Origin of the sequence: Vibrio sp. TRT 29B02 (genome assembly GCF_050113655.1) — a bacterium.
In the GTDB taxonomy this organism is placed as follows: Bacteria; Pseudomonadota; Gammaproteobacteria; order Enterobacterales; family Vibrionaceae; genus Vibrio.
The window spans coordinates 23,714-49,815 of the sequence record NZ_JBNJOJ010000004.1 but is presented as its reverse complement, the minus strand read 5'-3'; the positions used below and the strand labels follow the sequence as shown (position 1 = coordinate 49,815).

The 26,102-nt window shown below is 46.0% G+C and carries 21 protein-coding genes; 3 read left to right on the top strand and 18 right to left on the bottom strand.

The window, feature by feature from the left end:
• Window positions 1-18: 18 nt before the first annotated feature.
• Together ACQEXT_RS03815 and ACQEXT_RS03810 are read right to left on the bottom strand one after the other, a co-directional pair.
• On the bottom strand, window positions 19-792 hold the full coding sequence (locus ACQEXT_RS03815; RefSeq protein WP_426950701.1) for a general secretion pathway protein GspB: 774 nt from the start codon (window positions 790-792) through the stop codon (window positions 19-21).
• On the bottom strand, window positions 785-2,407 hold the full coding sequence (locus ACQEXT_RS03810) for an AAA family ATPase (protein WP_426950700.1): 1,623 nt from the start codon (window positions 2,405-2,407) through the stop codon (window positions 785-787). Before ACQEXT_RS03810 ends, ACQEXT_RS03815 begins: the two co-directional genes overlap by 8 nt.
• Window positions 2,408-2,495: 88 nt before the next feature.
• On the opposite strand from ACQEXT_RS03810, the gene ACQEXT_RS03805 reads away from it, so the two are divergent.
• Complete coding sequence (locus ACQEXT_RS03805) at window positions 2,496-3,716, top strand: multifunctional CCA addition/repair protein (RefSeq protein WP_426950699.1); 1,221 nt, start codon at window positions 2,496-2,498, stop codon at window positions 3,714-3,716.
• Window positions 3,717-3,868: 152 nt separating this feature from the next.
• Here ACQEXT_RS03805 and eno read toward each other — a convergent pair whose 3' ends face one another.
• The 5 genes from eno to rlmD all read right to left on the bottom strand — a co-directional run bounded on the left by eno (window position 3,869) and on the right by rlmD (window position 11,822).
• A complete protein-coding gene (gene eno, locus ACQEXT_RS03800) occupies window positions 3,869-5,167 on the bottom strand; it encodes a phosphopyruvate hydratase (protein WP_331416176.1) in 1,299 nt (432 codons plus the stop codon).
• A gap of 77 nt (window positions 5,168-5,244) precedes the next feature.
• A complete protein-coding gene (locus ACQEXT_RS03795) occupies window positions 5,245-6,885 on the bottom strand; it encodes a CTP synthase (protein WP_331416175.1) in 1,641 nt (546 codons plus the stop codon).
• A gap of 146 nt (window positions 6,886-7,031) precedes the next feature.
• Entirely contained in the window at window positions 7,032-7,835 is an 804-nt protein-coding gene (gene mazG / locus ACQEXT_RS03790; RefSeq protein ID WP_331416174.1) for a nucleoside triphosphate pyrophosphohydrolase, read from the bottom strand.
• Window positions 7,836-8,209: 374 nt separating this feature from the next.
• Window positions 8,210-10,429: a GTP diphosphokinase gene (gene relA / locus ACQEXT_RS03785; RefSeq protein ID WP_331416173.1), complete on the bottom strand. Its 2,220-nt coding sequence runs from the start codon at window positions 10,427-10,429 to the stop codon at window positions 8,210-8,212.
• A 73-nt stretch (window positions 10,430-10,502) separates the two neighbouring features.
• Complete coding sequence (gene rlmD, locus ACQEXT_RS03780) at window positions 10,503-11,822, bottom strand: 23S rRNA (uracil(1939)-C(5))-methyltransferase RlmD (protein WP_426950698.1); 1,320 nt, start codon at window positions 11,820-11,822, stop codon at window positions 10,503-10,505.
• 219 nt (window positions 11,823-12,041) lie between these two features.
• Between rlmD and barA the strand changes: the two genes are divergently transcribed.
• Window positions 12,042-14,828: a two-component sensor histidine kinase BarA gene (gene barA, locus ACQEXT_RS03775; RefSeq protein WP_426950697.1), complete on the top strand. Its 2,787-nt coding sequence runs from the start codon at window positions 12,042-12,044 to the stop codon at window positions 14,826-14,828.
• Here barA and acpS read toward each other — a convergent pair.
• From acpS to rpoE, 11 genes are all read right to left on the bottom strand, one after another.
• Window positions 14,825-15,205 (bottom strand): holo-ACP synthase, encoded by a 381-nt coding sequence (gene acpS, locus ACQEXT_RS03770; protein WP_331416170.1) that lies wholly within the window; start codon window positions 15,203-15,205, stop codon window positions 14,825-14,827. The genes barA and acpS overlap by 4 nt on opposite strands.
• A gap of 3 nt (window positions 15,206-15,208) precedes the next feature.
• Window positions 15,209-15,940, bottom strand: coding sequence for a pyridoxine 5'-phosphate synthase (gene pdxJ / locus ACQEXT_RS03765; RefSeq protein WP_331416169.1), 732 nt, complete (start codon window positions 15,938-15,940; stop codon window positions 15,209-15,211).
• Between the two features lie 43 nt (window positions 15,941-15,983).
• The gene (gene recO / locus ACQEXT_RS03760) at window positions 15,984-16,712 is read right to left on the bottom strand and encodes a DNA repair protein RecO (RefSeq protein ID WP_138971845.1); all 729 of its coding nucleotides are present in this window, start codon (window positions 16,710-16,712) and stop codon (window positions 15,984-15,986) included.
• Between the two features lie 91 nt (window positions 16,713-16,803).
• On the bottom strand, window positions 16,804-17,781 hold the full coding sequence (gene era, locus ACQEXT_RS03755; protein WP_138971846.1) for a GTPase Era: 978 nt from the start codon (window positions 17,779-17,781) through the stop codon (window positions 16,804-16,806).
• A complete protein-coding gene (gene rnc, locus ACQEXT_RS03750) occupies window positions 17,774-18,451 on the bottom strand; it encodes a ribonuclease III (RefSeq protein ID WP_138971847.1) in 678 nt (225 codons plus the stop codon). The genes era and rnc overlap by 8 nt, the downstream gene beginning before the upstream one ends.
• Before the next feature lie 17 nt (window positions 18,452-18,468).
• Window positions 18,469-19,365 carry a signal peptidase I gene (gene lepB / locus ACQEXT_RS03745; RefSeq protein ID WP_331416167.1) on the bottom strand — a complete coding sequence of 299 codons (897 nt, stop codon included), beginning with the start codon at window positions 19,363-19,365 and terminating at the stop codon, window positions 18,469-18,471.
• A gap of 176 nt (window positions 19,366-19,541) precedes the next feature.
• Window positions 19,542-21,335: a translation elongation factor 4 gene (gene lepA, locus ACQEXT_RS03740; protein ID WP_269376520.1), complete on the bottom strand. Its 1,794-nt coding sequence runs from the start codon at window positions 21,333-21,335 to the stop codon at window positions 19,542-19,544.
• A gap of 103 nt (window positions 21,336-21,438) precedes the next feature.
• Window positions 21,439-21,909: a SoxR reducing system RseC family protein gene (locus tag ACQEXT_RS03735; RefSeq protein ID WP_138971850.1), complete on the bottom strand. Its 471-nt coding sequence runs from the start codon at window positions 21,907-21,909 to the stop codon at window positions 21,439-21,441.
• Window positions 21,906-22,871 carry a sigma-E factor regulatory protein RseB gene (gene rseB, locus ACQEXT_RS03730; protein WP_426950695.1) on the bottom strand — a complete coding sequence of 322 codons (966 nt, stop codon included), beginning with the start codon at window positions 22,869-22,871 and terminating at the stop codon, window positions 21,906-21,908. The genes ACQEXT_RS03735 and rseB overlap by 4 nt, the downstream gene beginning before the upstream one ends.
• Window positions 22,868-23,482: an RseA family anti-sigma factor gene (locus tag ACQEXT_RS03725; RefSeq protein ID WP_426950694.1), complete on the bottom strand. Its 615-nt coding sequence runs from the start codon at window positions 23,480-23,482 to the stop codon at window positions 22,868-22,870. Before ACQEXT_RS03725 ends, rseB begins: the two co-directional genes overlap by 4 nt.
• Window positions 23,483-23,507: 25 nt before the next feature.
• Window positions 23,508-24,086, bottom strand: a complete 579-nt coding sequence (gene rpoE / locus ACQEXT_RS03720; protein WP_331416163.1) for an RNA polymerase sigma factor RpoE — start codon at window positions 24,084-24,086, stop codon at window positions 23,508-23,510.
• Window positions 24,087-24,488: 402 nt separating this feature from the next.
• Here rpoE and nadB point away from each other — a divergent pair, with 402 nt between their 5' ends.
• On the top strand, window positions 24,489-26,102 hold the full coding sequence (gene nadB / locus ACQEXT_RS03715) for an L-aspartate oxidase (protein ID WP_331416162.1): 1,614 nt from the start codon (window positions 24,489-24,491) through the stop codon (window positions 26,100-26,102).

Genomic DNA, 26,102 nt, shown 5'->3' with positions numbered 1-26,102 from the left:
GTGACCTTTTTTAATCAGTTAACCTTTCCAATCATATAAGGCAGGCACTTCTATCAACTCGCCCTTGTAGCGAATCCGACAGGCTTGCTGCTCGATCGCCACCAACTCAACATCCGCGCTAATCCAGTCACCTTCACTGTACTCTACCCCATTTACCTTAACCCAACGCTTATCGGCTCGGCTCGAGTAGACATGCGTCTGAAAGTTCATTGCTGGCAGTTTTCCATACCAACTATCAGGCTGTTGTGACAGGTTTGACACTCGCTCATCCGAGTTCACTGGCTCAACTTGAGGGATTGTATTAACGGCGCTTGCAAACCGTTGCGCCAGCTCTGGTGATAGACCTGACAAATCGAGACCTGTCAGCAGATCGGTTTGATCTGAAGCTACACTTTGAACGGTGTTTCCAGCCTTGCCGAGTATCTCATCAGCCAGAGCGTCATCGTCTATTTCACCTTCGATAACGTTAGACACTTTATCATCACGCTGAGAATAGGTCGCAGCCAGTGGCCCAAAGTCTGGCGCTTTTTCAATCTGGTATTCGAACGGAACTTCAATCGATACCGTCTCACTAACATTGGATTCAAGCCAAGCTTGTTTTTGTGACTGATAGGTATGAATAACGACTAGACCCGCTATCACCATAGGCGGAACGAATGCTATCGAGAAGTATCGCAACCTGCCTATAGGCTGTGGCTGCGTCGTCATGACAGGAGCCAACATTGGCGCTTGCATGCCAGTTGAGCATCGGCTTCGCTCTGAACTTTTGAGTTGTCGCATAACCTTAGACATCGGTATTTTCCTTATCCACTGTTAGTTTGGGTCTATCTGGCTGAGATAACACCTCCAGTAAACGCAAGGTCTTTTTCCCTGCAATACCATCCACTGTCAGCCCTTTCCAACGTTGAAATAGTTCGACTTTCTCTTTTAGCTGTTGATCAAATACAAACGTCGCCGATTTTGGCTGCCCGAGAGCTTGAGATATAAACTGGTCAAGTATCACTACCTTCTCACCTTGCATACCTGGCTTGAGCGTTTCGTCCCAATAACCGCGCCAGATATGCCGATATTCACCATGCCAGATGCTTTCTAGCCATTGAGTATCAAACGCCACCAGCTCATTATTGACCAATAACTTTGCTTTGCTGTTCGAAAGCGCATAGAGAACAGCAAAACGAGCCTGTCCATCAATATTCAGAGTGAGGACGACAGGTGTATTGAGTTCAATAAGCTCACCTAATGTGCCGTTCGCCAGTTCACAGCGGAACTGGGAATTGCCATTATCCAAACATAGCTGATCCAGTACTGAAGCCCGATAGCCCCATACTCGATAAAGATCCGAAATCGCCTGCTCCTGATCGCTCGCTTGCGCCAACTGTGCTTTAAGCTGTTGAGGAAATACCGTCGTTATCTGTTCAACGTTTTCAACCCTTGGATACTGTTGTTGCAATAACTCAGAGATAGTCGAGCTCACTAGACTAGGCGTCATTAAATAGACCATCACAGAGAGTAATCCACCTACGCTCATCGCCGTCATGTACTTAGCGATGCGTGGCGGTGGATGACTGCCAATCACTGCCGAGGTTTGAACAGACGCGGTTTGAAAACTCATCACTTCATCGCAAGCCTGTTGAACAGTCGTTACCGTCGGATGATTTTCTCCATTCGCATACGCACGCTTTAAACTTGCATCACAGACGAGGTTGATTAATCTCGGTATTCCTTGCGTGTTACGCGCGATGTACTTAATTGCATTGGCAGGCAATAAGTCAGGGGGGCCACCTGCAAGAGTAAGCCGGAATCGAATGTAATCTCGAGTTTCATCGCTACTTAACGGGAGCAAATGGTATCGCCCCGTAATGCGTTGAGCTAGCTGCCTCAGTTGTGGCATCTGTAGCTTAAGTTGTAGCTCCGGTTGTCCGATTAAAAGGACTTTGAGAAGTTTCTGACTTTCGGTTTCAAGATTCGTCAGCAACCTTAGCTGCTCAAGAACATCCGCAGATAAATGTTGTGCCTCATCAATCACCAGTAAGGTCTGAATCCCCTTAGAGTGATTATCCAGTAAGAACTTATGAATACGTTGGTTTAGCTGCTTAAGTGACGCTTGCTGCGGATAATCGAGTTCAAACTCATCACATACCGCTTCAAGCAACTCAATATCAGAAAAGGTAGGATTGAGGATTAACCCTGCCTGTGTTGTCTCTGCTAGAGTATTTAGTATTGAGCGAGCGATGGTCGTTTTACCTGTACCCACTTCACCAGTAAGCATCGCGAAGCCACCGCCTTCTCCAAGCCCGGCTTGAATTTGAAAAATGGCTTCTTTATGGCGGCGACTTTGAAATACAAAACGAGAGTTAGGCACAATCGAAAATGGCAGCTCTGTTAGCGCAAAATATTGTTGATACATACTTCTCGTCTCTGGGAATTTGTCGCTAAGGAAAGTACCATTGCTGGCACAATTAGCCAATGGCATTATAGATAAAAGGGAGAGCTAGGTGCAAAGATACCTTGTTGGTGGTGCAATCCGCGATCAGTTACTCGAGATCGACGTCTATGACAAAGATTGGGTCGTGGTCGGTGCAACACCCGAACAACTACTTGAAAAAGGCTATACCGCTGTCGGTAAAGATTTCCCTGTATTCCTTCATCCTAAAACGAAAGAGGAACATGCCCTTGCCCGCACCGAACGCAAGATTGGCTCGGGATATACTGGATTTGAGTGTTACTTTGCCGCCGATGTGACTTTAGAAGAAGATCTCCTGCGCCGAGATCTTACTATCAACGCGATGGCACAAGATCCTGATGGCACCATCATCGATCCATTCAATGGTCAAGCTGATCTAAGAGATCGTATTTTGCGCCATGTCTCTAGTGCCTTTACTGAAGATCCGTTGCGCGTGTTACGCGTCGCTCGCTTTGCCGCTAAGCTTGATCATTTGGGGTTCAGTGTTGCTGATGAAACTTTAACGCTAATGCGCCAAATCGTACATTCTGGAGAATTGAATAACCTTACTCCCGAGCGAGTTTGGCTTGAATGGCAAAAGTCTCTTTCAACCCCCAACCCACAAGTATTTTTATCTGTATTAAGGCAATGTGGTGCTCTTAGCGTATTGCTTCCTGAACTTGATGCCCTATTCGGTGTACCTCAGCCAGAAAAATGGCATCCAGAAATAGATACCGGTATTCACACGTTAATGGTCGCTAAGCAAGCAGCCTTGCTCAGCAACTCGTTACCTGTGCGCTTTGCAGCGCAAGTTCATGACTTAGGCAAAGGTGTCACCCCTCCTTCTGAATGGCCGAGCCATAAAATGCATTGCCACACAGGACTAAAGTTAATTAAGCAGTTATGCGAACGAGTGAGAGTGCCCAACGAATATCGTGACCTAGCATTGATGGTTTGTGAACAGCACTCAAATATCCATCGTGCAGCTGAGCTTCGCCCTGAAACCAAACTCAAAGTGCTTAATAAGTTCGATGTATGGCGCAAGCCAGAGCGCCTACAAGACATTCTACTGTGCTGTATGGCCGATAGCCGTGGCAGAACAGGCCATGAAGAGATTGATTACCCGCAAAAAGCGGTTTTTGAGCAAGCCTACCAAGCGGCATTATCTGTCGACGTCCAATCAATCATTCAGGATGGCTTCAAAGGTGCGGATATTCGAGAAGAGATGGAAAAACGCAGAGTTACGGCAATTAAAGAACTAGCCGCTAACTAGAATATGAGCTCTTTTAGGCAATAACGCTTACCATCCCTTTCGACAGCAACACGGGCAGAACGGCTCATTGTTCTTAGAGCCTTAAACGCAAAATGCCTCACTAAAAAGTGAGGCATTTATTAGAGCTTTAAGCTAATAATTCAAACTAGGAATTATTGACCTTTAACTTCTTTTAGACCGTTGAAAGGAGCGCGCTCACCTAGAGCTTCCTCGATACGGATTAGTTGGTTGTACTTAGCTACACGGTCAGAACGGCTCATTGAACCAGTTTTGATTTGACCTGCAGCAGTACCTACCGCTAGGTCAGCGATAGTTGCATCTTCAGTTTCGCCAGAACGGTGAGAGATTACAGCTGTGTAACCTGCGTCTTTAGCCATCTTGATTGCAGCTAGAGTCTCAGTTAGAGAACCGATTTGGTTGAACTTGATTAGGATAGAGTTAGCTACGCCTTTCTCGATACCTTCAGCAAGGATCTTAGTGTTAGTAACGAATAGATCGTCACCTACTAGTTGCAGCTTGTCACCTAGTAGTTCAGTTTGGTGCTTGAAGCCAGCCCAATCAGACTCGTCTAGACCATCTTCGATAGAAACGATTGGGAATTGGTTAGCTAGCTCAGCTAGGTAGTGGTTGAACTCTTCAGAAGTGAACGTTTTACCTTCGCCTTTCATGTTGTAGATGCCAGCTTCTTTGTCGAAGAACTCAGATGCTGCACAGTCCATAGCTAGAGTAACGTCTTTACCTAGTTCGTAACCCGCAGCTGCAACAGCTTCTGCGATAACTTCTAGAGCTTCAGCGTTAGACTTAAGGTTAGGAGCGAAACCACCTTCGTCACCAACTGCAGTGCTGTAGCCTTTAGACTTAAGAACTTTAGCTAGGTTGTGGAATACTTCTGCACCGATACGTAGACCTTCTTTAAGAGTCTTAGCACCAACTGGTTGGATCATGAACTCTTGGATGTCAACGTTGTTGTCTGCGTGCTCACCACCGTTGATGATGTTCATCATTGGTAGAGGCATAGAGAACTGACCAGCAGTACCGTTTAGCTCAGCGATGTGCTCGTATAGAGGCATGCCTTTAGCCGCTGCAGCAGCTTTAGCGTTCGCTAGAGATACAGCTAGAATTGCGTTAGCACCGAACTTAGATTTGTTTTCAGTACCGTCTAGCTCGATCATGATAGCGTCGATTGCAGCTTGGTCTTTAGCATCTTTACCAACTAGAGCTTCAGCGATTGCACCGTTTACAGCTTCAACAGCTTTAAGAACACCTTTACCTAGGAAACGAGCTTTGTCGCCGTCACGTAGCTCAAGAGCTTCGCGTGAACCAGTTGATGCGCCAGATGGAGCAGCAGCCATACCTACGAAACCGCCTTCTAGGTGTACTTCAGCTTCTACAGTTGGGTTACCACGTGAATCGATGATTTCACGACCTAGAACTTTAACGATCTTAGACATTGAATGTTTCCTTCTCGTTGAATATATAATGTCAAAATTAAAGGCAGCAGCACTACTAACGCTACTGCCTGTATCCTTTACTTCTCTAATTCGCCACGCTGGAATTCACCAGCTGCTTTAACGAAACCTGCAAATAGTGGGTGACCATCGCGAGGTGTAGAAGTGAACTCTGGGTGGAACTGAGCCGCTACAAACCATGGGTGAGCTGGGTTCTCAATAACTTCTACCAGTTTCTTGTCCGCTGATAGACCCGATACTTTCAGGCCTGCCTTTTCAATTTTTGGACGAAGATTGTTGTTCACTTCGTAACGGTGACGGTGACGTTCATGGATCGTCGCGCTACCGTAAAGTTCGTAAGCTTTAGTCCCTTTTTCTAGGTGGCACAGCTGTGAACCTAGACGCATAGTACCACCAAGATCTGATTTCTCAGTACGCTCTTCTACGTTACCTTCGCCGTCAACCCACTCAGTGATTAGACCAACAACTGGGTACTTAGTCTCTTTATTAAATTCTGTTGAGTGTGCACCTGCCATGCCCGCCACATTACGTGCGTATTCGATCAGTGCCACTTGCATACCCAAACAAATGCCTAGGTAAGGTACTTTGTTCTCACGAGCGTATTTTGCAGCAAGAATCTTACCTTCAATACCACGATCGCCGAAACCACCTGGAACAAGAATCGCATCAAGACCGTGCAGAGCTTCTTCACCTTTAGTTTCGACATCTTGAGAATCAACGTACTTAATTTTCACGCTTAGGCGGTTCTTAAGACCTGCGTGTTTCAGTGCTTCGTTCACTGACTTGTATGCATCTGGCAGTTCGATGTACTTACCAACCATACCAATAGTCACTTCAGCCGTTGGGTTCGCTTCTTCATAGATAACCTGTTCCCATTCAGAAAGGTCAGCTTCAGGTGCAGAAATACCGAAACGAGCACAAACAAGATCGTCTAGACCTTGAGACTTGATTAGTTGAGGGATCTTGTAGATGGAATCTACGTCCTTCATAGAGATAACTGCTTTCTCTGGAACGTTACAGAAAAGAGCAATCTTCTTACGTTCGTTCGCAGGGATCATACGATCTGAACGACAAACAAGAATATCTGGCTGGATACCGATAGACAGTAGCTCTTTTACAGAGTGCTGAGTCGGTTTAGTTTTCACTTCGCCCGCTGCTGCTAGGTAAGGAACAAGAGTTAGGTGCATGAACATTGCGCGCTCACGGCCTAGTTCTACCGCTAGCTGACGAATAGCTTCCATAAATGGTAGTGATTCGATATCACCAACCGTACCACCCACTTCAACGATAGCAACATCATGTCCTTCAGAACCAGCGATTACGCGGTCTTTGATAGCGTTAGTGATGTGAGGGATTACCTGAATCGTTGCACCTAGGTAGTCGCCACGACGCTCTTTACGTAGTACGTCAGCGTAAACACGACCTGCTGTGAAGTTGTTGCGCTTGGTCATTTTAGTGCGGATGAAACGCTCGTAGTGACCAAGGTCAAGGTCAGTTTCAGCGCCATCTTCAGTGACGAACACCTCACCGTGCTGAGTCGGGCTCATTGTGCCTGGATCAACGTTGATGTAAGGGTCAAGCTTCATCATAGTCACTTTAAGACCACGAGCTTCTAAAATAGCCGCAAGAGATGCTGCTGCAATACCTTTACCTAGAGAGGATACAACCCCGCCAGTAACAAAAATGTAATTTGTCGTCATGTTTAACCTGAAATTGGTTGAATGAGGGAAAATGGATTTCTTCTGGACGGGATATAAATATACCAGAAGCCCTTTTCCGCTACAACGTGAAATCTATCACACTGCAATTTTTTATTTTTTGCTTCAAATCAAATTCGAGTGACGGTTTAATCAACACCGACCTCTTGCCTTTTCACTTCATCCCAGAAAGCATCCAACTGTTCTAAAGTAAAATCAGTCAGTTGCTTGCCTTGTTCTGCAACCAAACCTTCTACACCTTTAAAGCGACGCATAAACTTGAGGTTAGCTTTGCTCAAGGCCACTTCCGGATTGGCTCCTAAATGACGAGCTAAATTTACCGTCGCAAACAACAAGTCACCAAGCTCTAGCTCTATCTTTTCATCGCTAGGTGTCACCTGCAGTGCTTCGTCCATAACCTCTTCAATTTCTTCATGAACCTTGTCAACAACAGGCCCGATTGAATCCCAGTCAAAACCGAATTTCGCGCATTTCTTCTGTATTTTTGTAGCACGCGAAAGAGCCGGTAGAGAGACTGGTATTGAGTCTAGAATACTTTGCTCAGTTTTGCCTACTTGCGCTTTCTCTTTGGCTTTTTCAGCCTCCCAGTTGGCATTAATTTGCTCTTCATTCTCAAATTCGATATCCGAAAACACGTGTGGATGGCGACGTGTGAGCTTCTCATTGACCGTATCAACGACCTGCGAAAAGTCGAACAAGCCCTGCTCTTTAGCCAACTGGCTATAGAAAATAACCTGAAATAACAAGTCACCCAACTCTTCTTTGAGATTTGGCCAATCACGGTTTTGAATCGCATCAACCACTTCATATGTCTCTTCGATGGTGTGAGGGACTATGGTGTCGAAGCTCTGTTTCAGATCCCATGGACAACCCTTTTCAGGATCACGCAGCGTTGCCATGATCTGTTCTAACTGTTCAATTGGGTGACTCATCTTTAATCTCTTCCTTTAAACAAAAAGGCGAGCAGCCAAAACCACTCACCTTGATTATATGTTGCTCAGTTCTCTAAATAAGTGCAGCTAACGCTGTTAGAGAGCCAAATACGACAAACTATTTTTACTAAGTAGTTGGCTCTCCAAACAAGGCAGCAAACTTATGAGGCTCCTGAGCATAGCTCGTCTATGTGATGGAGCGAGTAAGTGCAGCTAACGATGTTAGGGAGCCAAATACGACAAACTATTTTTACTAAGTAGTTGGCTCTCCGAACAAGGCAGCAAACTTATGAGGCTCCTGAGCATAGCTCGTCTATGTGATGGAGCGAGTAAGTGCAGCTAACGCTGTTAGGGAGCCAAATACGACGTAAAAATTAGCCTAGGCGTTTTACCGACATCACATCTTTGATCTGTTCTACGCGCTTTGATACACGAGACAGTACTTCAACGTTCGTTACCTCTAGGTCAAAGTCCATAATCGACAACTGCTTGCGATAGTCGACACGACTCTTCATGCTGGTGACTTTGATTTTTTCGTTGGCAAACAAGGTGGTAATGTCTTTTAGCAAGCCACTCCGCTCCATTGCTTCTACGCGCACCGTCAAAATGTATGAACCAACAAAGCCACTGCCCCACACCGTATCGATGATACGTTCTGCGGCGTGATGTCTTAGCTCTTCTAGCTGCTCACAGTCAGCTCGGTGAACAGAAATACCTCGACCTTGAGTAATGTAACCTGCGATTTCATCCCCAGGGATTGGCTGACAGCAACGCGCGAGATGAGTCATCAGGTTATCAACCCCTTCAACGACAACGGCATCTTTCTTTGGTCGGCTCTGAGCCGGAGCTCGGCTTTCTGCTTCTTGCAGTTTTTCGAGGGCTTGCTTATCTTCCTCTTCTGCCGTCGGCTTATTCACCAAGGCGTTGATATGGTTAATGATTTGGTTTATTCGCAAATCACCACTACCGACACCAACATAGAGCTCATCTGCACTGTTGACGTTAAAACGCTTAATGGCATAGTGCTCTGCATTTTTTAGCGTCGCGCCGATTTTCGCCAGTTCCGTTTCGAGAATTTCACGTCCAGCTTCTAGGTTCTTCTCACGGCTCTGTTTGCGGAACCAAGCATTAATCTTAGCGCGAGCACGACCTGAAGTGACGAAGCCCATTGAAGGGTTTAGCCAGTCGCGTGATGGATTCGGCTCTTTGGATGTAATGATTTCGACCTGATCACCCATCGCCAGCTTGTGAGTGAACGGTACGATACGTCCCGCGACTTTCGCACCGATACAGCGATGTCCGACTTCTGAGTGAATATGGTAAGCGAAGTCCAAAGGCGTCGCGCCCATAGGTAAGTCGACGACATCACCACGTGGTGTAAAGGCATAAACGCGATCATCAAACACCTGGCTGCGCAGTTCATCAAGCATCTCGCCTGAATCTGACATTTCTTCTTGCCAATCCAGCAGCTTACGAAGCCAAGTAATCTTCTCGTCGTAACCGCTACGACCACCGCCACCTTCTTTGTATTTCCAGTGCGCGGCCACGCCTAACTCAGAATCTTCGTGCATATCTTTAGTACGAATCTGAATTTCTATCGTCTTACCTTCAGGGCCAAGTATCACGGTATGGATCGATTGGTATCCATTCGGTTTCGGGTTCGCGACGTAGTCATCAAACTCGCTAGGGAGATGCTTGTATTTGGTATGGACAGCACCTAACGCGGCATAACAATCTTGAAGCTTATCAGCAATGATACGTACCGCTCGCACGTCAAATAGCTCATCAAATGCGAGACCTTTTTTCTGCATTTTTCGCCAAATACTGTAGATATGCTTAGGACGACCACTGACCTCTGCATTGATCGACGAGGCCTTCATCTCTGCCATCAGGTCATCGACAAAGTCTTGGATATATTTTTCACGCACGATACGGCGTTCAGAAAGTTGCTTAGCTATCTGTTTGTAGGTTTCTGGTTGCTGATAACGGAACGCGTAGTCTTCCATTTCCCATTTCAACTGACCAATGCCAAGTCGGTTAGCCAAAGGCGCATAGATATTGGCACACTCTTTTGCTGCCGCTTGACGAACTTCTTCTGGCGCCTTTTTAACTTCGACTAGGTTAGCAATTCGTTCTGCAAGCTTGATAACCACACAACGGAAATCATCGACCATCGCGAGTAACATGCGACGAACATTGTCCACTTGCGTTGAGGCAGCACCGCCTTCCATTGTGACGTTCAATTGACCAAGCGCGGCCATCTCTTCAACGCCATCAATCAGCTTGATGGTCTCTTTACCAAAATCTTCTTCAAATTGCTGTCTATCGTAAGCCCCACTGGTCACCAGCGGAAATAGCAATGCAGCGACTAACGTCGCTTTGTCCATCGACAAAGTAATCAAGATCTCGATCATTTCCCGACCACGCCACAAAAGCAGTGGGCCTTGATCGTTCCCCTCTAAGATTTCTTCGCCACGACGGTAAACTTCTTTTAAGCGCTTAGCAATTTTAGGGTCTTGCCCTAAGCTAGCAATCCACTTATCTAGCTCAAACTGTTCGTCTTGATTTAAATGTGCGCTTCTTACCGCAACCATTATCTTCGTCCTGTTATATTTTTTATCTTCGATATCCTCAGCATTGAGACTACCAGCCGCTGAGGAAGTTCGTTTAATCCTTTACAAAGAGTGCCATCGACTCTAAATGGCTGGTATGCGGAAACATGTCAAGCATACCCAATTTTTGTAATCTGTAGCCCTGACTTAGCAAGCTTTGCGAATCTCTGGCTAGGGTAGCAGGATTGCAAGAAACATAAACTACTCGACTTGCACCCAACGCAGAGATTTGCTCAATAATACCACTAGCCCCCGCTCTGGCCGGGTCGAGCAGTATTTTATCAAATTTTTCAGCGGCCCAGAGCTGACCAGAAACGTCTTGTTCCAAATTCGCCTGATAAAATGACGCATTGTCTATTTGGTTAAACTGGGCATTGGATGCGGCTTTTTCAACCATAACGTCAACACCTTCAACCCCAACGACACTCATCACCTGCTTAGCGATAGGTAAACTGAAATTGCCCAGACCGCAGAACAGATCCAACACTCTATCTTGAGCCGTCAATTCTAGCCAAGTGATAGCTTGCTGCACCATAGCTTGGTTGACCTTCTGGTTTACCTGAATAAAGTTATTCGGCTCAAATGGAATCGTCACTCCCGCTTCTCGATAGTGTGCCGACTCACCAACAACTCGATTTAGCTGATCACTCTCTGGCATGAGGTAAAGCGCCGCTCCCTGCTGCTGTGCAAAATCTTCAAGTGCCTGCTGATCTTGTGCTTTTAGAGGCTTTAAGTGGCGCAACACAATCACGTTGGTGTTGTCGCCTTTTACCAATTCTAAATGACCGATGTTCTCTTGATTGGAGAAACCGCGTAGCAGTGAATACAGCGGGGCAAGCAAAGCATCCAGTTCTGTATCCAGCACAGGACAGTGGGTCACGTTGACAATATCCTGACTGTTCTTTTTTCTGAAACCAAATTCAAGCTGACGTGTTTTTTTGTTTAGCTTGATACTCACTCGGGCACGACGGCGATAACTCTGAGAGTCCCCTAAAATTGGCGCGTCCAATTCAATACTTTGCCCAGCAAACTTACTCATTAACTGACTCAACGTCTGTTGCTTATACTCTTGCTGCGCTGCACTCGATAGGTGCTGCATATTACAGCCCCCACACTCATGATAATGTGCACAGAAAGGTTCAATACGTTGCTGGCTGGGTTGCTGAATTTTGATGAGTTTGGCTCGTGCAAACTTACTCTTACTTTCTGTCAGCTGCGCCAACACTTGCTCACCGGGCAGAGCACCTTCAATAAAGATAGGTTTGTTATTTTGATAAGCCATGCCTGCGCCGTGATGATCGAGTTTTTCAATGGTTAGCGATTGATGCTTAGTATTGAGTTGAGTTTTCTTCTTCGGTTGGAAAAAACGCGCCATGCTGTGTGCCTATTTCTATGGTCTAACGACCTTGTGCTCGAATTGCTTAAAATACCCGTAAGACAAACCTCATCTAGAGGTTATTTAGGTATACGTCCCAAGCTTTTACGCCTGAATCATTGTCTGAGCCGACTGAGTTGATTATGCTTAAGGACTCGACGACTTCGATTAATTTTGGAAGTCATTTTCCCATATCCACACCACGATGTTTAGATAATAATGACAAGATATGGCTTGCGCGCCCGCGTTATTACACTCACGTTAGCACCTACGCTGATTATCGGCCTGCTTTTGAGCGCATTTTTCTCTTTCAATCGCTATCACGATCTTGAAAAGCAAGTGATCAATTCAGGTTTAAGTATTATCGAACCATTAGCGATCGCGAGTGAAGAGGGGTTAAAAAATAATAGCCGCGAGTCAGTCCGCCGAATCATTAGTTATGCACATCGAAAAAATTCTAAGTTTGTTCGAAGCATTGCAGTATTCGATTACAATCATGACCTCTTTGTTACCTCAAACTTTCACCCCAATTTCGAGCTGCTTACTTTTCCTCGCACGGAACCGATTCCACTATTAGTCAGTTCTGATTTAACCGACAACACCTTGGTACTTAGAGCGCCTGTGATCGCTGAATCAGGCCTCATGGCGACAATGAAAGATCAGGGAAATAACCCCGCTCTGGGTTATGTCGCGATTGAACTCGATTTATCCTCACTTCGTTTGCAGCAGTATCAGGAAATATTTTCGGCTTGCTTAGTACTCTTGATCGGGTTAGGTCTATCCGCCGTCTTCGCTTACCGATTGATGTATGACGTGACACGCCCTATCTCCCATATGAAAAACATGGTCGACCGAATTCGTCGCGGTCATCTTGATGTCCGTATCGAAGGTAAGATGCATGGCGAGTTAGACTCCCTGAAAAACGGTATCAACTCGATGGCGGTGTCACTGTCGGAATATCACGTAGAAATGCAACACAGCATTGACCAAGCAACCTCCGATTTACGAGAAACGCTTGAACAGCTAGAAATTCAAAACGTCGAGCTCGACATCGCCAAAAAACGCGCTCAAGAAGCCGCTCGAGTCAAATCCGAGTTTTTGGCCAACATGTCCCACGAACTGCGTACCCCTCTTAATGGTGTCATCGGCTTTACTCGACAAATGCTCAAGACAACTCTAACCAATAGCCAAGCCGACTACTTACAAACGATAGAAAAGTCGGCAAACAACTTACTCAATATCATCAATGACATTTTAGATTTTTCTAAATTGGAAGCGGGTAAACTGGCACTGGAGAACATCCCGTTTGATTTCCAAGGCTCGCTGGAAGAAGTGGTCAATCTTCAGGCCACCAGCGCCCATGAGAAAGGGCTCGAATTAACATTAAAAATCGATCCTAAAATTCCAGCTGGGTTGGTGGGGGATCCTCTGCGTATTCAACAGGTTCTGACTAACTTAGTCGGTAACTCGATCAAGTTTACAGAACGTGGCAACATCGATATCAGTGTTGAGATGCGCTCTCAGAAAGATGACTTTGTCGAATTGCAATTTATGGTGCGAGATACTGGTATCGGTATTTCAGAGCGTCAGCAATCGCAACTATTCCAAGCGTTCAGCCAAGCTGATGCCAGTATCTCCAGACGTTATGGCGGTACAGGTCTAGGCTTGGTTATTACGCAAAAACTGGTTAGCCAGATGGGCGGTGAAATCAGTCTTACCAGTCGCCTCCACCAAGGATCTACCTTCTGGTTTACTTTACGTCTATCGTCAACCGATATGCCAGTCAGTGAGTTGCTAGAAACTCAAGTACTACGTCAACGCTCATTGCTACTGGTTGAGCCAAACATGCAAGCAGCATCTGTCATTCAGCAGACACTGGTTCAAGAAGGCTTAGTCGTGACTTATCGCTCCTCATTACCAGAGGAAGTGGAGAAATATGACTACGTTCTACTCAACCTATCGCCGAGCGGCGATAACGAAGTGGCGACAGTACAGAGCTGGGTGGAACAAGCGATGCGCTGTGCTCCACACGTCGTCGTTGGTACACCTAGTACCAGCCTCGCGCTATCAGATCACCTGATCCAGAAGTATCATATTCACTGTATCACCAAGCCACTCTCTAGACGCAAATTGCTTCAGACTCTGGCGGCGAATCAAGAAAGCGAGCCGTTGCTGGAAAGTGTTACAGAGAATAGAGAAACGCTGCCACTGACCGTCATGGCTGTCGACGACAACCCTGCCAACTTGAAGCTCATCAGTGCCCTTCTGCAAGAGCGTGTTGACCAAGTCATTACCTGTACCAATGGTATCGATGCCGTCAAACAAGCAGAAGCTCAGCATTTCGATATTATCCTGATGGACATTCAAATGCCGCATATGGATGGGGTGACCGCGTGTAAGAAGATTAAACAAACAGAGTTGAATGCCAACACGCCAGTGATCGCAGTTACTGCTCACGCTATGAGTGGCGAACGTGATCGACTATTGAAAGCAGGCATGGACGACTACCTAACCAAACCGATCGAAGAACATGTGCTTCAACAGGTTCTAATGCACTGGAATCCGCATACCAACCAAGAAGAACTCGAAAAACTCGATATCAGCACTTCAGCCGTGATTGAGGAAGCGGTTGAACAAGCTGCTCATTCAGAGCACAGCAATATGATCATCGATTGGCAAGCGGCACTTAAACAGTCTGCGAATAAAGAAGATCTCGCACGCGACATGCTACAGATGCTTGTCGACTATGTGCCTGAAGTGAGTGCGATTGTTGAAGGCGCCCTTGAAGATGATCACTTTGACACTAAACAGTTGATTCATCATGTGCACAAACTGCATGGCAGTAGCTCTTATTGTGGCGTACCACGACTCAAGAATATCTGTGCAACGATTGAGAAGGAGCTTCGTTCAGGCTCAAGTATCGAGGACATTGAGCCTGAGTTATTTGAATTGCAGGATGAAATGGAAAAAGTAGTGGCGAGTGCTCAGCCCTACTTAGGCAGCTAGCTTTCTAATATCACTGTCGCCACGGCATAGTGGCGCTCATCGGAGATGGACAGGTGGATATGCTCCACCTGTTTTTTTTGTGCCATTTCTAAAGCTTTGCCACTTAATGTCAGCACTGGTTTACCTAACGCATCGTTGGTAATTTCAAAGTCTTGAAAGCTAACCCCCAACGCGATGCCGGTTCCTAGCGCCTTTGAAGCTGCTTCTTTAGCCGCAAAACGCTTAGCTAAAAAACGTCCTTGCTGCTTCAGTCCTGTAAACTTTGCGAGTTCATTGGCGGTGAGAATGCGTTTAGCAAAGGGCTCACCGCTACGGGTGAGCGCATTCTCTACTCGTTCAATTTCAGCAATATCCGTCCCCAAGCCAACAATTGCCATAACTTAACGACGCGCTGCAACCATTAGCGCTTTCATATCAGCAACGGCTTTATGAAGACCATCAAACACCGCACGACCAATAATTGAATGGCCAATGTTCAGCTCATAAATTTCAGGGATAGCAGCAATCGGTGCGACGTTGTGGTAAGTCAGGCCATGTCCAGCATTCACTGTAATACCAAGATCGTTCGCGTAGCTTGCGCCAGCAGCGATTTTTTTCAGCTCATCTTGCTGATCTTCTTCACTCTCTGCATCAGCGTAGTGACCAGTATGAAGCTCAATGAATGGCGCTCCACATGCTTTTGCTGCATCGATCTGTTCACGGTCTGCATCGATAAATAGCGATACCTTAATACCCGCTTCAGTCAGTTTTTGTGTCGCGTTTTTAACTTTCTCTAGCTGACCAACAACATCTAGACCGCCTTCAGTGGTCAATTCTTCACGTTTTTCAGGTACCAGACACACGTATTCAGGCTTAGTTTTTAGCGCGATCTCTACCATTTCGTCAGTCACAGCCATCTCTAGGTTCATACGCGTTTGAAGCGTTTCACGTAGGATACGTACATCACGATCATTGATATGACGACGGTCTTCACGTAGGTGGATGGTAATACCATCAGCGCCAGCTCGCTCCGCGACTTCCGCAGCATGTACAGGATCTGGATACTTTGTACCTCGCGCGTTACGCAAAGTCGCAATATGATCGATATTAACACCTAGATAGATTGAGCTCATTTTCCAATACTCCGTGCTTAATACCCAGCCCATCAATCGTCTATCAATTAATGTTCTTGGTATAGGGAACCTTTGCTCTGGATAAAAACAGTTCCCGGCTTTTTAATGGTTTGCCGCCAAGATACGGCTTTAAGGCTATGCGTGTAAAGCGTTTTGCCGCTTTAAGTTGTTCTTTTGTGGTGAATCTACGCTCACTAATCGCGATAAGCTCACTGCCGTAAAACGTTAGGTTATCTTTGCGTACCGAAGCGATGAAGCCTTTCTGCTCTCGGTAACGGTAAGTCATTGCCGGTTCAACGGGTTCACCCGTACCCGCGCAGTGCATAAAATCGACGCCATAGCCCATTGCTGACAACATAGCGAGTTCAAATCGTCTCAGGGCGGGCTCTGGATTTTCACACTGCGCCAATTCCGTCAGGGCATGTAAATAATCGTGAAACAGCGCAGGCATTGGAACTTCCGCCATCAAAATTCGACCGACAAGCTCATTAACATACATAGCCGAATAAAGGGAGATCCCCGACAGTGGTAACCCGAGACTAATTGGCTCAGCCTGACGTAACGTTTTCATCGAACCATTGCCTGACCACTTGAGCAATAAAGGCGTAAATGGCTGCAAAGCCCCTTTCAGGTTAGAACGTTTACTACGTGCACCTTTAGACATCAAGGTAATACGGCCATATTCCTCACTAAAGACATCAAGGATTAAACTTGATTCGCTGTAAGGGCGACGGTGTAAAACAAAGCAACGCTGTAAGCCATCAGAAGACATAGAATCTGCCAGATTAGTGTTACATAAAAAAGAAGGAGCCAGTGGCTCCTTATTTCGTATTCTACGGAGCGAAGCTCAAGCCTCGCACTCGTTAAAGGTCATCGATGTAGCCGAGTGAACGAAGAGCGCGCTCATCATCCGCCCAGCCAGATTTCACCTTAACCCAAGTTTCAAGGTAAACCTTGCGACCAAATAACTCTTCCATATCCAGACGCGCTTCACGGCCGATCGTTTTGATCTTTTCGCCGCCTTTACCAATTACCATTTTCTTCTGGCCGCTGCGTTCAACCAAAATCAAAGCGTTAATGTGGAATCCGTCTGTTTCTGGGTTGTAGTCAAAGCGTTCAATTTCAACGGTAACAGAGTAAGGAAGCTCTTCACCCGTAAAACGCATCAACTTTTCGCGAACAATCTCTGACGCCATAAAGCGTTGAGAACGGTCAGTGACATACTCTTCAGGAAAGTGGTGTGTCGCCTTCGGCAAGTGCTCACGAACATGTTTACGCAACACATCAATGTTTTTGCCATGCTTCGCCGAGATAGGCACCACATCAACAAAGTCCATGCGCTTAGACATTTCCATCATATGCAGCATTACGTCATTGCGGTCTTGTACATTGTCAACTTTGTTGACACACAGTACCACTGGGAAGTTAGACTTTTGCAGTTTGGTCAACACCATTTCATCGTCACTGGTCCAGTGCGTGCCATCAACCAAGAAAAAGACTAGGTTAACATCACTGAGTGAAGAGTTAGCTGCACGGTTCATCAAACGGTTAATCGCACGCTTCTCTTCAATATGCAGACCCGGAGTATCGACATAAATAGCTTGGTAGTCGCCTTCGGTATCAACGCCCATAATACGGTGACGAGTCGTCTGAGGTTTACGTGAAGTAATCGAAATCTTCTGACCTAGGATACGGTTAAGAAGTGTTGATTTACCCACGTTTGGACGACCTACAATCGCCACAAAGCCACAGTGTTGATTGTCTGGCGAACTTGTCTGTTCATTGCTCGATGAGAAAAACGCATCGATATCAAATTCGTTGTTGTCTGTTGAATCAGTCATTGGTCAGTTGCTCTAGTGCTAATTCAGCAGCCGCTTGTTCTGCCTTGCGGCGGCTGGTGCCTTTACCAATAACAGGTTGTCCAATACCTGCTACATCACACGAAACCGTAAACTCTTGGTTATGTGCTTCACCTTTAATATTAGTCACTGTGTAAGCAGGTAGAGGTTTTCTTCGACCCTGAAGAAACTCTTGTAGACGAGTTTTAGGATCTTTTTGTGAAACCCCTGGCTTAATCGCATCAAGGCGAGTTTTGTACCAACTCAATATGATGCCACGAACGACTTCGATATCACTATCTAAGTAGATACCACCAATGATCGCTTCTACAGCGTCAGCAAGGATTGAATCACGACGAAAGCCGCCGCTCTTTAATTCACCTGGACCTAATTTTAAGTGATCTCCTAGTTCGAATTCACGACCTAGCTCCGCGAGTGTATTGCCACGCACTAAGGTGGCACGCATGCGGCTCATGTCCCCTTCATTCACTTTTGGGAAACGATGGTAAAGATCATCAGCAATGACAAAACTTAAAATTGAATCGCCCAGAAACTCAAGACGCTCATTGTGTTTTCCATTAGCACTGCGATGTGTCAGTGCTAAGCTGATTAGCTCGGCATCATTAAATTGATAGCCGAGCTTTTTCTCTAGTTTTGCAATAGGAGAATTCATGCTCTCTCATTCATAATTTAGTTAATACCACCGATGCGGTTAAACCTAACACCAGTTGGAATCCAAGAGGGTAAGACACTATCTGCATCGCGTTCGAATTCGAAGCTAATCCAAATAGCAACAGCTTTACCCACTAGGTTGGCTTCTGGGACAAAGCCCCAGTAGCGGCTATCAGCACTGTTGTCACGGTTATCCCCCATCACAAAGTACTGACCTTCTGGAACCACCCACTCATTCACACCGTTGCGAGGTTGATACAATTCAACTCGGTCACGACGTAGTGGGTTAACCAAAATCTGATGACCCACTTCACCCAACTTTTCATCCAATTGAATCAATGGGATGCCATTTTGAATGAACTGGCTCTCTTCTACATTAGACAGTTTGACTGGCTGACAACTGGTCTCACCTGAAGACTGAATGCAGATTTCTTTCTTGCTGTTGTAGCGAACCGTATCTCCCGGAAGGCCTACAACACGCTTGATGTAATCGATATTTGGCTGAGGTGGGTACTTAAATACCACAATGTCACCACGCTCAGGCTTGCCTGTTTCGACTAACTGAGTGCGCCATACTGGATCTTTCAGACCATAGGCGTACTTTTCAACCAGGATAAAATCGCCCACCAGCAGGGTTGGCATCATCGAGCCTGATGGAATTTGAAAAGGTTCATAGATAAATGAGCGCAATACAAGGACAGCAGCAATAACTGGGAAAATAGAGACGCTATTCTCTACCCACCAAGGCTGAGTCTGCACTTTTGCTAGAACGGCTGCATCCAAACCATTGGTTTGAGCTTCAACTTCAGCCAGTTTTTCTTGACGCTTTTTAGCAAAAACGAGCTTTTCCAGAACCCAGACAACGCCCGTTACTAAAGTAACGATCACTAGGATGAGTGAAAATGTATTCGCCATTAACTTCCCTTCTCTCAAAAATACGAAAGTGAAAGAGCATAACTCTTCCACTCAATTGAATGCTTTACTCGGTATCTATGACACTGGATAAATCACTGAGTTCTCTACACATTACGCGATAAGGAAATCAGTGATTATCCGATGACATGCAGTGGGTCAGAAAGTATCAAGGATACTTAGTCTTTACCTACGTGTAAGATCGCTAGGAAAGCTTCTTGAGGCAACTCTACGTTACCAATCTGCTTCATACGCTTCTTACCTTCTTTCTGCTTCTTCAGTAGCTTCTTCTTACGGCTCACGTCACCACCGTAACATTTTGCGATAACGTTCTTACGTAGCTGTTTCACTGTTGAACGGGCGATGATGTGGTTGCCGATCGCTGCTTGAATCGCAATATCGAACATCTGACGAGGGATAAACTCTTTCATCTTTTCAACAAGCTGACGACCGCGAGTCTGCGCCTGCTCTTTATGTGTGATCAATGCTAAAGCATCCACCTTATCACCGTTAAGAAGTACGTCTACACGAACCATGTTAGACAATTCAAAACGCTGGAAGTTGTAATCAAGTGACGCATAGCCACGTGATGTAGACTTCAGACGGTCAAAGAAATCAAGAACAACTTCCGCCATCGGGATATCGTAAGTCACAGCAACTTGGTTACCGTGGTAAACCATATCAACCTGAATACCACGTTTCTCAACACATAGTGTGATCACGTTACCTAGGTAGTCTGCTGGAACAAGAATATTACAACGTGCGATTGGCTCACGAATTTCCTCGATATCATTTACCGCAGGCAATTTTGCAGGGCTATCTACGTATATAATCGTCCCATCCGTCTGTTCTACTTCATAAACTACGGTTGGTGCTGTAGTAATAAGGTCTAGATCGTATTCGCGCTCTAGACGCTCTTGAATGATCTCCATGTGCAGCATGCCGAGGAAGCCACAACGGAAACCAAAGCCAAGAGCTGCAGAGTTCTCTGGTTCATAGAACAGAGAGGCGTCATTTAGACTTAACTTGCCTAGTGCATCACGGAAGTTTTCATAATCATCAGATGATACAGGGAATAGACCGGCATAAACCTGAGGTTTTACTTTCTTAAAGCCCGGTAACGGTGCATCACAACCATGTTTAGCCAGTGTGAGCGTATCACCTACAGGAGCACCTAGAATATCTTTGATGCCACAAACCACCCAGCCCACTTCACCCGTACTTAGTGAATTTGTATCAACCTGTTTCGGTGTGAAGATGCCTAGACGATCAACCCCCCACACTTGGCCTGTACTCATTACCTTAATTTTTTCGTTTTTCTTCAACTGGCCATTCTTAATACGAACCAAAGAAACAACACCAAGGTAGTTGTCAAACCAAGAGTCAATGATTAGAGCTTGAAGTGGCCCATCTGGGTCACCTTCTGGAGCAGGAATCGCAGAGACAATGTTTTCAAGCACATCATCCACACCAAGGCCTGTTTTTGCACTACAACGCGTCGCTTCCATCGCATCAATGCCTACGATTTCTTCGATCTCTTCAGCAACACGCTCAGGATCGGCAGCGGGAAGGTCGATCTTGTTTAAGATTGGCACAACCTCAAGATCCATCTCGATCGCCGTATAACAGTTAGCAAGAGTTTGAGCTTCTACACCCTGACCCGCATCAACAACCAGTAGCGCACCTTCACAAGCGGCTAAAGAACGGGATACTTCGTAAGCGAAGTCAACGTGTCCCGGAGTATCGATGAAGTTCAACTGATACGTTTCACCATCTTTAGCGGTGTAGTTTAGCGTCACACTCTGTGATTTGATGGTGATACCACGCTCACGCTCTAGATCCATGGAGTCCAGAACCTGTGCGGCCATTTCACGGTCGCTTAAACCACCACATACTTGGATTAAACGGTCTGATAGGGTCGACTTACCATGGTCGATGTGGGCGATAATCGAAAAGTTACGAATGTGCTTCATGATTTGGGGTGACTAAACTCTTATAAATGGGGACAAGAAAGCCGTCTTGTGACGGCATTTCAATCAAGTTGGCAGATTCTACCCAATTTCTAGCCGCTTCGCACTAGCTAATTGGCTCACCTAATACCCTTAATAATATGACTTGCTGCGAAGATTGCTGCTCTAATCTGAAAGATAATCTTTTTGCTAGATAAATCCCTCCAACCGTTGCAAGAGCCGAAGTGAGGATGACTACCCCCTCTCCGAGAGAAAACGCAGGGGCAATCCACCATTGAGCGACCAAGGCGCCAATGATCATCGCAAACAGTGGCAAGAGATAAACCAGCGCTGCGGACTGCAATACGCTTTTTTCAGGCAAACCGATTTCCACCACTTGCCCTTTCTCAACTCGCTTATCTGTCACTAGATGCCAGTGGAGCGATTTTTTCCCCACGGCTTTAGATACAATGCCCGTCCCACAGCTCTTCTGAGATGAACAGCTACTGCAGCTCGTCTGCTGTTCGCAACTTAGCTCGACATCAAATCCCGATGCCAGCTCTGTCACCTCAGAAACTGTTGCCAATGCGGTCATCATTGGGTGGTACTCTCACTCTTTACAAACGTCACTGACTGAGCAATACGTTTGGCAGTAGCTGGGGGAATATCACCGATAACAGAGATTTCGTACTCGCCGCGAACAAAGCTATGCAGCGTTCTGCGACCTTGTCTCACTAGCTGTCCTTTAAGCGACAAGTCATCACTATCCGAGATATAGATAGAAAAATTAAATAAGCCATCACTGTACATTTGGCTTTCGACCATGCGGTCGGTATTGTTCATTCGATAACGATTGAGCTCTTTCGGCTCGAAACCATTAGGGATCCAACCAACCGTCCAATATGAACTGCTCACCTGACCTTTAGGCAAAGAGAGAACTTCTGGCAATTTGACCTGATTCAGTCCACTCATCGCCTGTCCAATCTGATCGTTAACACTAAATGAGATGGTTCGGTACTGCTCTAACACTTCACCGTCTCGATCAACCAGATCAGCCCGTAAAGGTAATTTGCTTTTTTCATCTACCCACAGCACATACGAGTAACGCTGCCCATCTTTAGGCACAACACGTAACACCTGACATGCGGTACCCGCTTCGCGCGCGCGTCCGACAGGAATAAAGTCGTAAAACCCTTTCAACTTATCAACATTGGCATTGAGCATAGGGATGGTTGGTGCAACCAAGTTACCGGATTCAATCGTAAAAGGTTCGACGCCAGGTTCGATGTAACTCACTTCATCACCACGTCGAATAACCTCTCTTACTGGGCCACTCAAGTAAAGTAGATGAGCAAGTTGCTTACCCTCTGCGCGAGCGTGTCGGTACAGCAGTGGTTCAATGCTATTTTTCTTAATTAAAATATAAGACAGTTCGTAATTTAAATGCTGACTTGCCTCGTTCATTTGATGCAACAAAGCCTCTGCAGAATCATCATCTGCAAAGGCCAATGTTGTATTCAAACTGAGCAGTGTCAGCACACTGATCAGAATTTTTTTCATTCAACTACCGTTTCAGGATTATCACTGTGCTCAAGGCCGTTGTCACTATTCAAGCGTAGCTGTAATTCGTAGTCTTGTAGCATCGCATTAATGCGACGACGTTGTTCCTGAACATTTAATTCATTGGTATTGGATTGTTCAAGCGAAGAGCGGGTTAAGCTCACTGGTTCAGCACTTCCAGAGAAAGGAATGGTTTGCAGAACAGGTAAAGTTTCCGCTTCTGGAACGCTAGCATCCGAGCCGCCATATTGTTGCACGCCAAGAATAACAACCAACGAGACACAGGCAGCCATAGCGACCTGACCAAATTGGCTTAACCAAGCAGGCATTTGACGACGAGCTTGTGACGGCGTCGGTTGAGACTCAACACGACGGTGCTGCGCTAACTGAGTTACTGTTGAGTGCGCTGGTTCATTTTCAAGTGCTAGCGCTACGCTTTCAGCAATGTTCCACTCCGGTTTTTCCGGAGCCTCACCACGCATCACGTCACCAATTAAATGATAATTGTGCCATGATTGCAGGCTTTCTTGGTCTTGCTCTAGTTCACTTATCAGAGCTTTATCAACCAACTCTCCATCCATGAGTGCTGAAAGTTTCTCTTTGTCAGCCATTATTTTCACCATTAATGTTACTGGTCTAGCGTTGCAAAAGGGGTTGAATTTTCTTTTCAACCGCTTCACGAGCACGGAAGATACGCGAACGTACCGTTCCTACAGGGCAATCCATAACCGCTGCTATTTCTTCGTAGCTTAAGCCATCGAGCTCGCGCAACGTCATTGCGGTTTTTAAATCATCAGGCAGTGCATCAATCGCACTGAAAACAACACGTTTCAATTCATTGGACAACGTTAAGTTCTCAGGGTTCGAAATTTCTTTTAATGCATTACCCGTTTCGTAATATTCAGCATCTTCAGTATCCACATCTTGTGCAGGGGGTCTTCTGCCCTGTGCGACAAGGTGGTTTTTTGCAGTATTAACGGCAATCCGATATAACCAAGTATAGAAGGCACTTTCACCACGAAAGCTTGGTATCGCTCGGTACGCCTTAATAAATGCTTCTTGTGCTACATCGGGAACATCACCAGGATTATTCACATAGCGAGAAATAAGATTGCAAACTTTGTTCTGGTACTTAGTCACCAACAAGTTGAATGCTTGCTTATCCCCATTCTGAACTCGCTCAATTAATACTTGATCGGTCAGCTGCTCGTTCATTCGAGCGGGTACTCCTATTGTTATTCGCCCCTATCTTCTCTGACATGGACATTAATTATGCAAAATGTAGTCTTGACACCACTGCTTACTTGAGCACTATTGTGACCTAGCTAATAAAGATAAGTTCAAAAATTCTTCAAACTATTTTTACGCAATGATGCATCAAACTACCTATGTTCCAAATTGTGGGGATGTAGGTAAAGAAAAGCAATGCTATTTACGAACAATTGCATTTATGCAAAGCCATTCTTGGAGTGGTACTATAGCGGATTGACTCTTTTGTTTTGTGAGTCAAATATGCAATTCAATGACAGATTTAAGAGCGGGATCGCTCTGTTGTCTATGCGTTTTTCGGGAAGGAAGGCGCACAGATACAACTTAACTCGGGAATGATAAAGTTTTATGAACGCAAACTGTGAACATCAGTGTGATGTGTTGGTGGTGGGTAGTGGCGCAGCAGGTCTATCGTTGGCGTTGCGTGTCGCTGAATACGGCAAAGTCATCGTGCTGAGTAAAGGAGCTCGTAGCGAAGGAGCGACCTATTACGCGCAAGGTGGTATCGCCGCAGTTTTCGATGAGTCAGACAGTATTGAATCGCACGTTCAAGACACCCTAATCGCAGGTGCAGGCATTTGCGAAAAAGAGACGGTTGAGTTTATTGCCCGAAACGCCAAAGAGTGTGTGCAATGGCTAATCGACGGTGGCGTTCCATTTGATCGTGAAGAAAACGATAGTGATGAGGCCCCTCGTTATCACTTAACCAGAGAGGGTGGTCACAGCCATCGTCGCATTTTACATGCCGCCGATGCTACAGGTATGGCAATGCAAACCTCTCTGCAAGACAATGTTCATAATCACCCAAATATTACGGTTTTAGAGCGTCATAACGCCCTAGACTTAATTACCGAAGACAAGGTCGGTGGAGACAGCAAAAAGGTTGTCGGTGCATACATCTGGAACCGTAATCAGGAGCACGTCGAAACCGTACGTTCAAAGTTCGTCGTTCTTGCGACAGGTGGAGCATCAAAAGTATACCAATACACGTCTAACCCTGACGTTTCATCCGGTGATGGTATCGCGATGGCTTGGCGCGCAGGCTGTCGAGTGGCAAACCTAGAGTTCAATCAATTCCATCCAACCTGTTTATATCATCCAGAAGCTCGAAACTTCTTGCTCACAGAAGCTTTGCGCGGTGAAGGCGCCTATTTGCGTCGTCCTGACGGCTCTCGCTTTATGCCTGATTTCGATCCACGTGAAGAGCTTGCACCACGTGATGTGGTCGCTCGTGCTATCGACTTTGAAATGAAACGACTGGGTGCAGACTGTATGTACCTAGACATTAGTCATAAGCCAGCAGATTTTATTGAGAAACACTTCCCAACTATCAATACGCGCCTGCTCGAGCTTGGCATAGATATGACCAAAGAACCAATCCCAGTGGTTCCTGCGGCACACTACACCTGTGGTGGCGTTATGGTTGAGCAGACAGGCCAAACGGATCTCTCTCAACTCTATGCAATCGGTGAAGTCAGCTATACCGGTCTACACGGTGCAAACCGCATGGCATCAAATTCTTTGCTTGAGTGTGTGGTCTACGCGTGGGCTGCTGCCAATGACATCATCACAAATCTCGATCAAGCAACGTTGCCACCAAGTCTTCCTGCTTGGGATGAAAGTCAGGTTAGCTGCTCAGATGAAGAGGTCGTCATTCAGCATAACTGGCATGAGTTACGTCTCTTTATGTGGGACTACATGGGGATCGTTAGAACCGATAAGCGTTTGGAGCGTGCATTGCGCCGAATCCAACTACTTCAGCAGGAAACACACGAGTACTACAGTAACTTCAGAGTATCTAACAACTTACTTGAACTGCGTAATCTACTACAGGTTGCTGAGCTTATGGTACGTTGTGCAATGGAACGCAAAGAGAGCCGCGGCCTACACTACACTCTAGACTACCCTGAACTTGCCGAAGACAGTGGTCCAACAATTTTAGTACCAGAGAAGCTAAAATAA

Excerpts from the sequence above, each read along its gene's own strand:
- ACQEXT_RS03815 (WP_426950701.1), bottom strand. The coding sequence starts at position 792 with ATGTCTAAGGTTATGCGACAACTCAAAAGTTCAGAGCGAAGCCGATGC.
- ACQEXT_RS03810 (WP_426950700.1), bottom strand. The coding sequence starts at position 2,407 with ATGTATCAACAATATTTTGCGCTAACAGAGCTGCCATTTTCGATTGTG.
- eno (WP_331416176.1), bottom strand. The coding sequence starts at position 5,167 with ATGTCTAAGATCGTTAAAGTTCTAGGTCGTGAAATCATCGATTCACGT.
- ACQEXT_RS03795 (WP_331416175.1), bottom strand. The coding sequence starts at position 6,885 with ATGACGACAAATTACATTTTTGTTACTGGCGGGGTTGTATCCTCTCTA.
- mazG (WP_331416174.1), bottom strand. The coding sequence starts at position 7,835 with ATGAGTCACCCAATTGAACAGTTAGAACAGATCATGGCAACGCTGCGT.
- relA (WP_331416173.1), bottom strand. The coding sequence starts at position 10,429 with ATGGTTGCGGTAAGAAGCGCACATTTAAATCAAGACGAACAGTTTGAG.
- rlmD (WP_426950698.1), bottom strand. The coding sequence starts at position 11,822 with ATGGCGCGTTTTTTCCAACCGAAGAAGAAAACTCAACTCAATACTAAG.
- barA (WP_426950697.1), top strand. The coding sequence starts at position 12,042 with ATGACAAGATATGGCTTGCGCGCCCGCGTTATTACACTCACGTTAGCA.
- acpS (WP_331416170.1), bottom strand. The coding sequence starts at position 15,205 with ATGGCAATTGTTGGCTTGGGGACGGATATTGCTGAAATTGAACGAGTA.
- pdxJ (WP_331416169.1), bottom strand. The coding sequence starts at position 15,940 with ATGAGCTCAATCTATCTAGGTGTTAATATCGATCATATTGCGACTTTG.
- recO (WP_138971845.1), bottom strand. The coding sequence starts at position 16,712 with ATGTCTTCTGATGGCTTACAGCGTTGCTTTGTTTTACACCGTCGCCCT.
- era (WP_138971846.1), bottom strand. The coding sequence starts at position 17,781 with ATGACTGATTCAACAGACAACAACGAATTTGATATCGATGCGTTTTTC.
- rnc (WP_138971847.1), bottom strand. The coding sequence starts at position 18,451 with ATGAATTCTCCTATTGCAAAACTAGAGAAAAAGCTCGGCTATCAATTT.
- lepB (WP_331416167.1), bottom strand. The coding sequence starts at position 19,365 with ATGGCGAATACATTTTCACTCATCCTAGTGATCGTTACTTTAGTAACG.
- lepA (WP_269376520.1), bottom strand. The coding sequence starts at position 21,335 with ATGAAGCACATTCGTAACTTTTCGATTATCGCCCACATCGACCATGGT.
- ACQEXT_RS03735 (WP_138971850.1), bottom strand. The coding sequence starts at position 21,909 with ATGATGACCGCATTGGCAACAGTTTCTGAGGTGACAGAGCTGGCATCG.
- rseB (WP_426950695.1), bottom strand. The coding sequence starts at position 22,871 with ATGAAAAAAATTCTGATCAGTGTGCTGACACTGCTCAGTTTGAATACA.
- ACQEXT_RS03725 (WP_426950694.1), bottom strand. The coding sequence starts at position 23,482 with ATGGCTGACAAAGAGAAACTTTCAGCACTCATGGATGGAGAGTTGGTT.
- rpoE (WP_331416163.1), bottom strand. The coding sequence starts at position 24,086 with ATGAACGAGCAGCTGACCGATCAAGTATTAATTGAGCGAGTTCAGAAT.
- nadB (WP_331416162.1), top strand. The coding sequence starts at position 24,489 with ATGAACGCAAACTGTGAACATCAGTGTGATGTGTTGGTGGTGGGTAGT.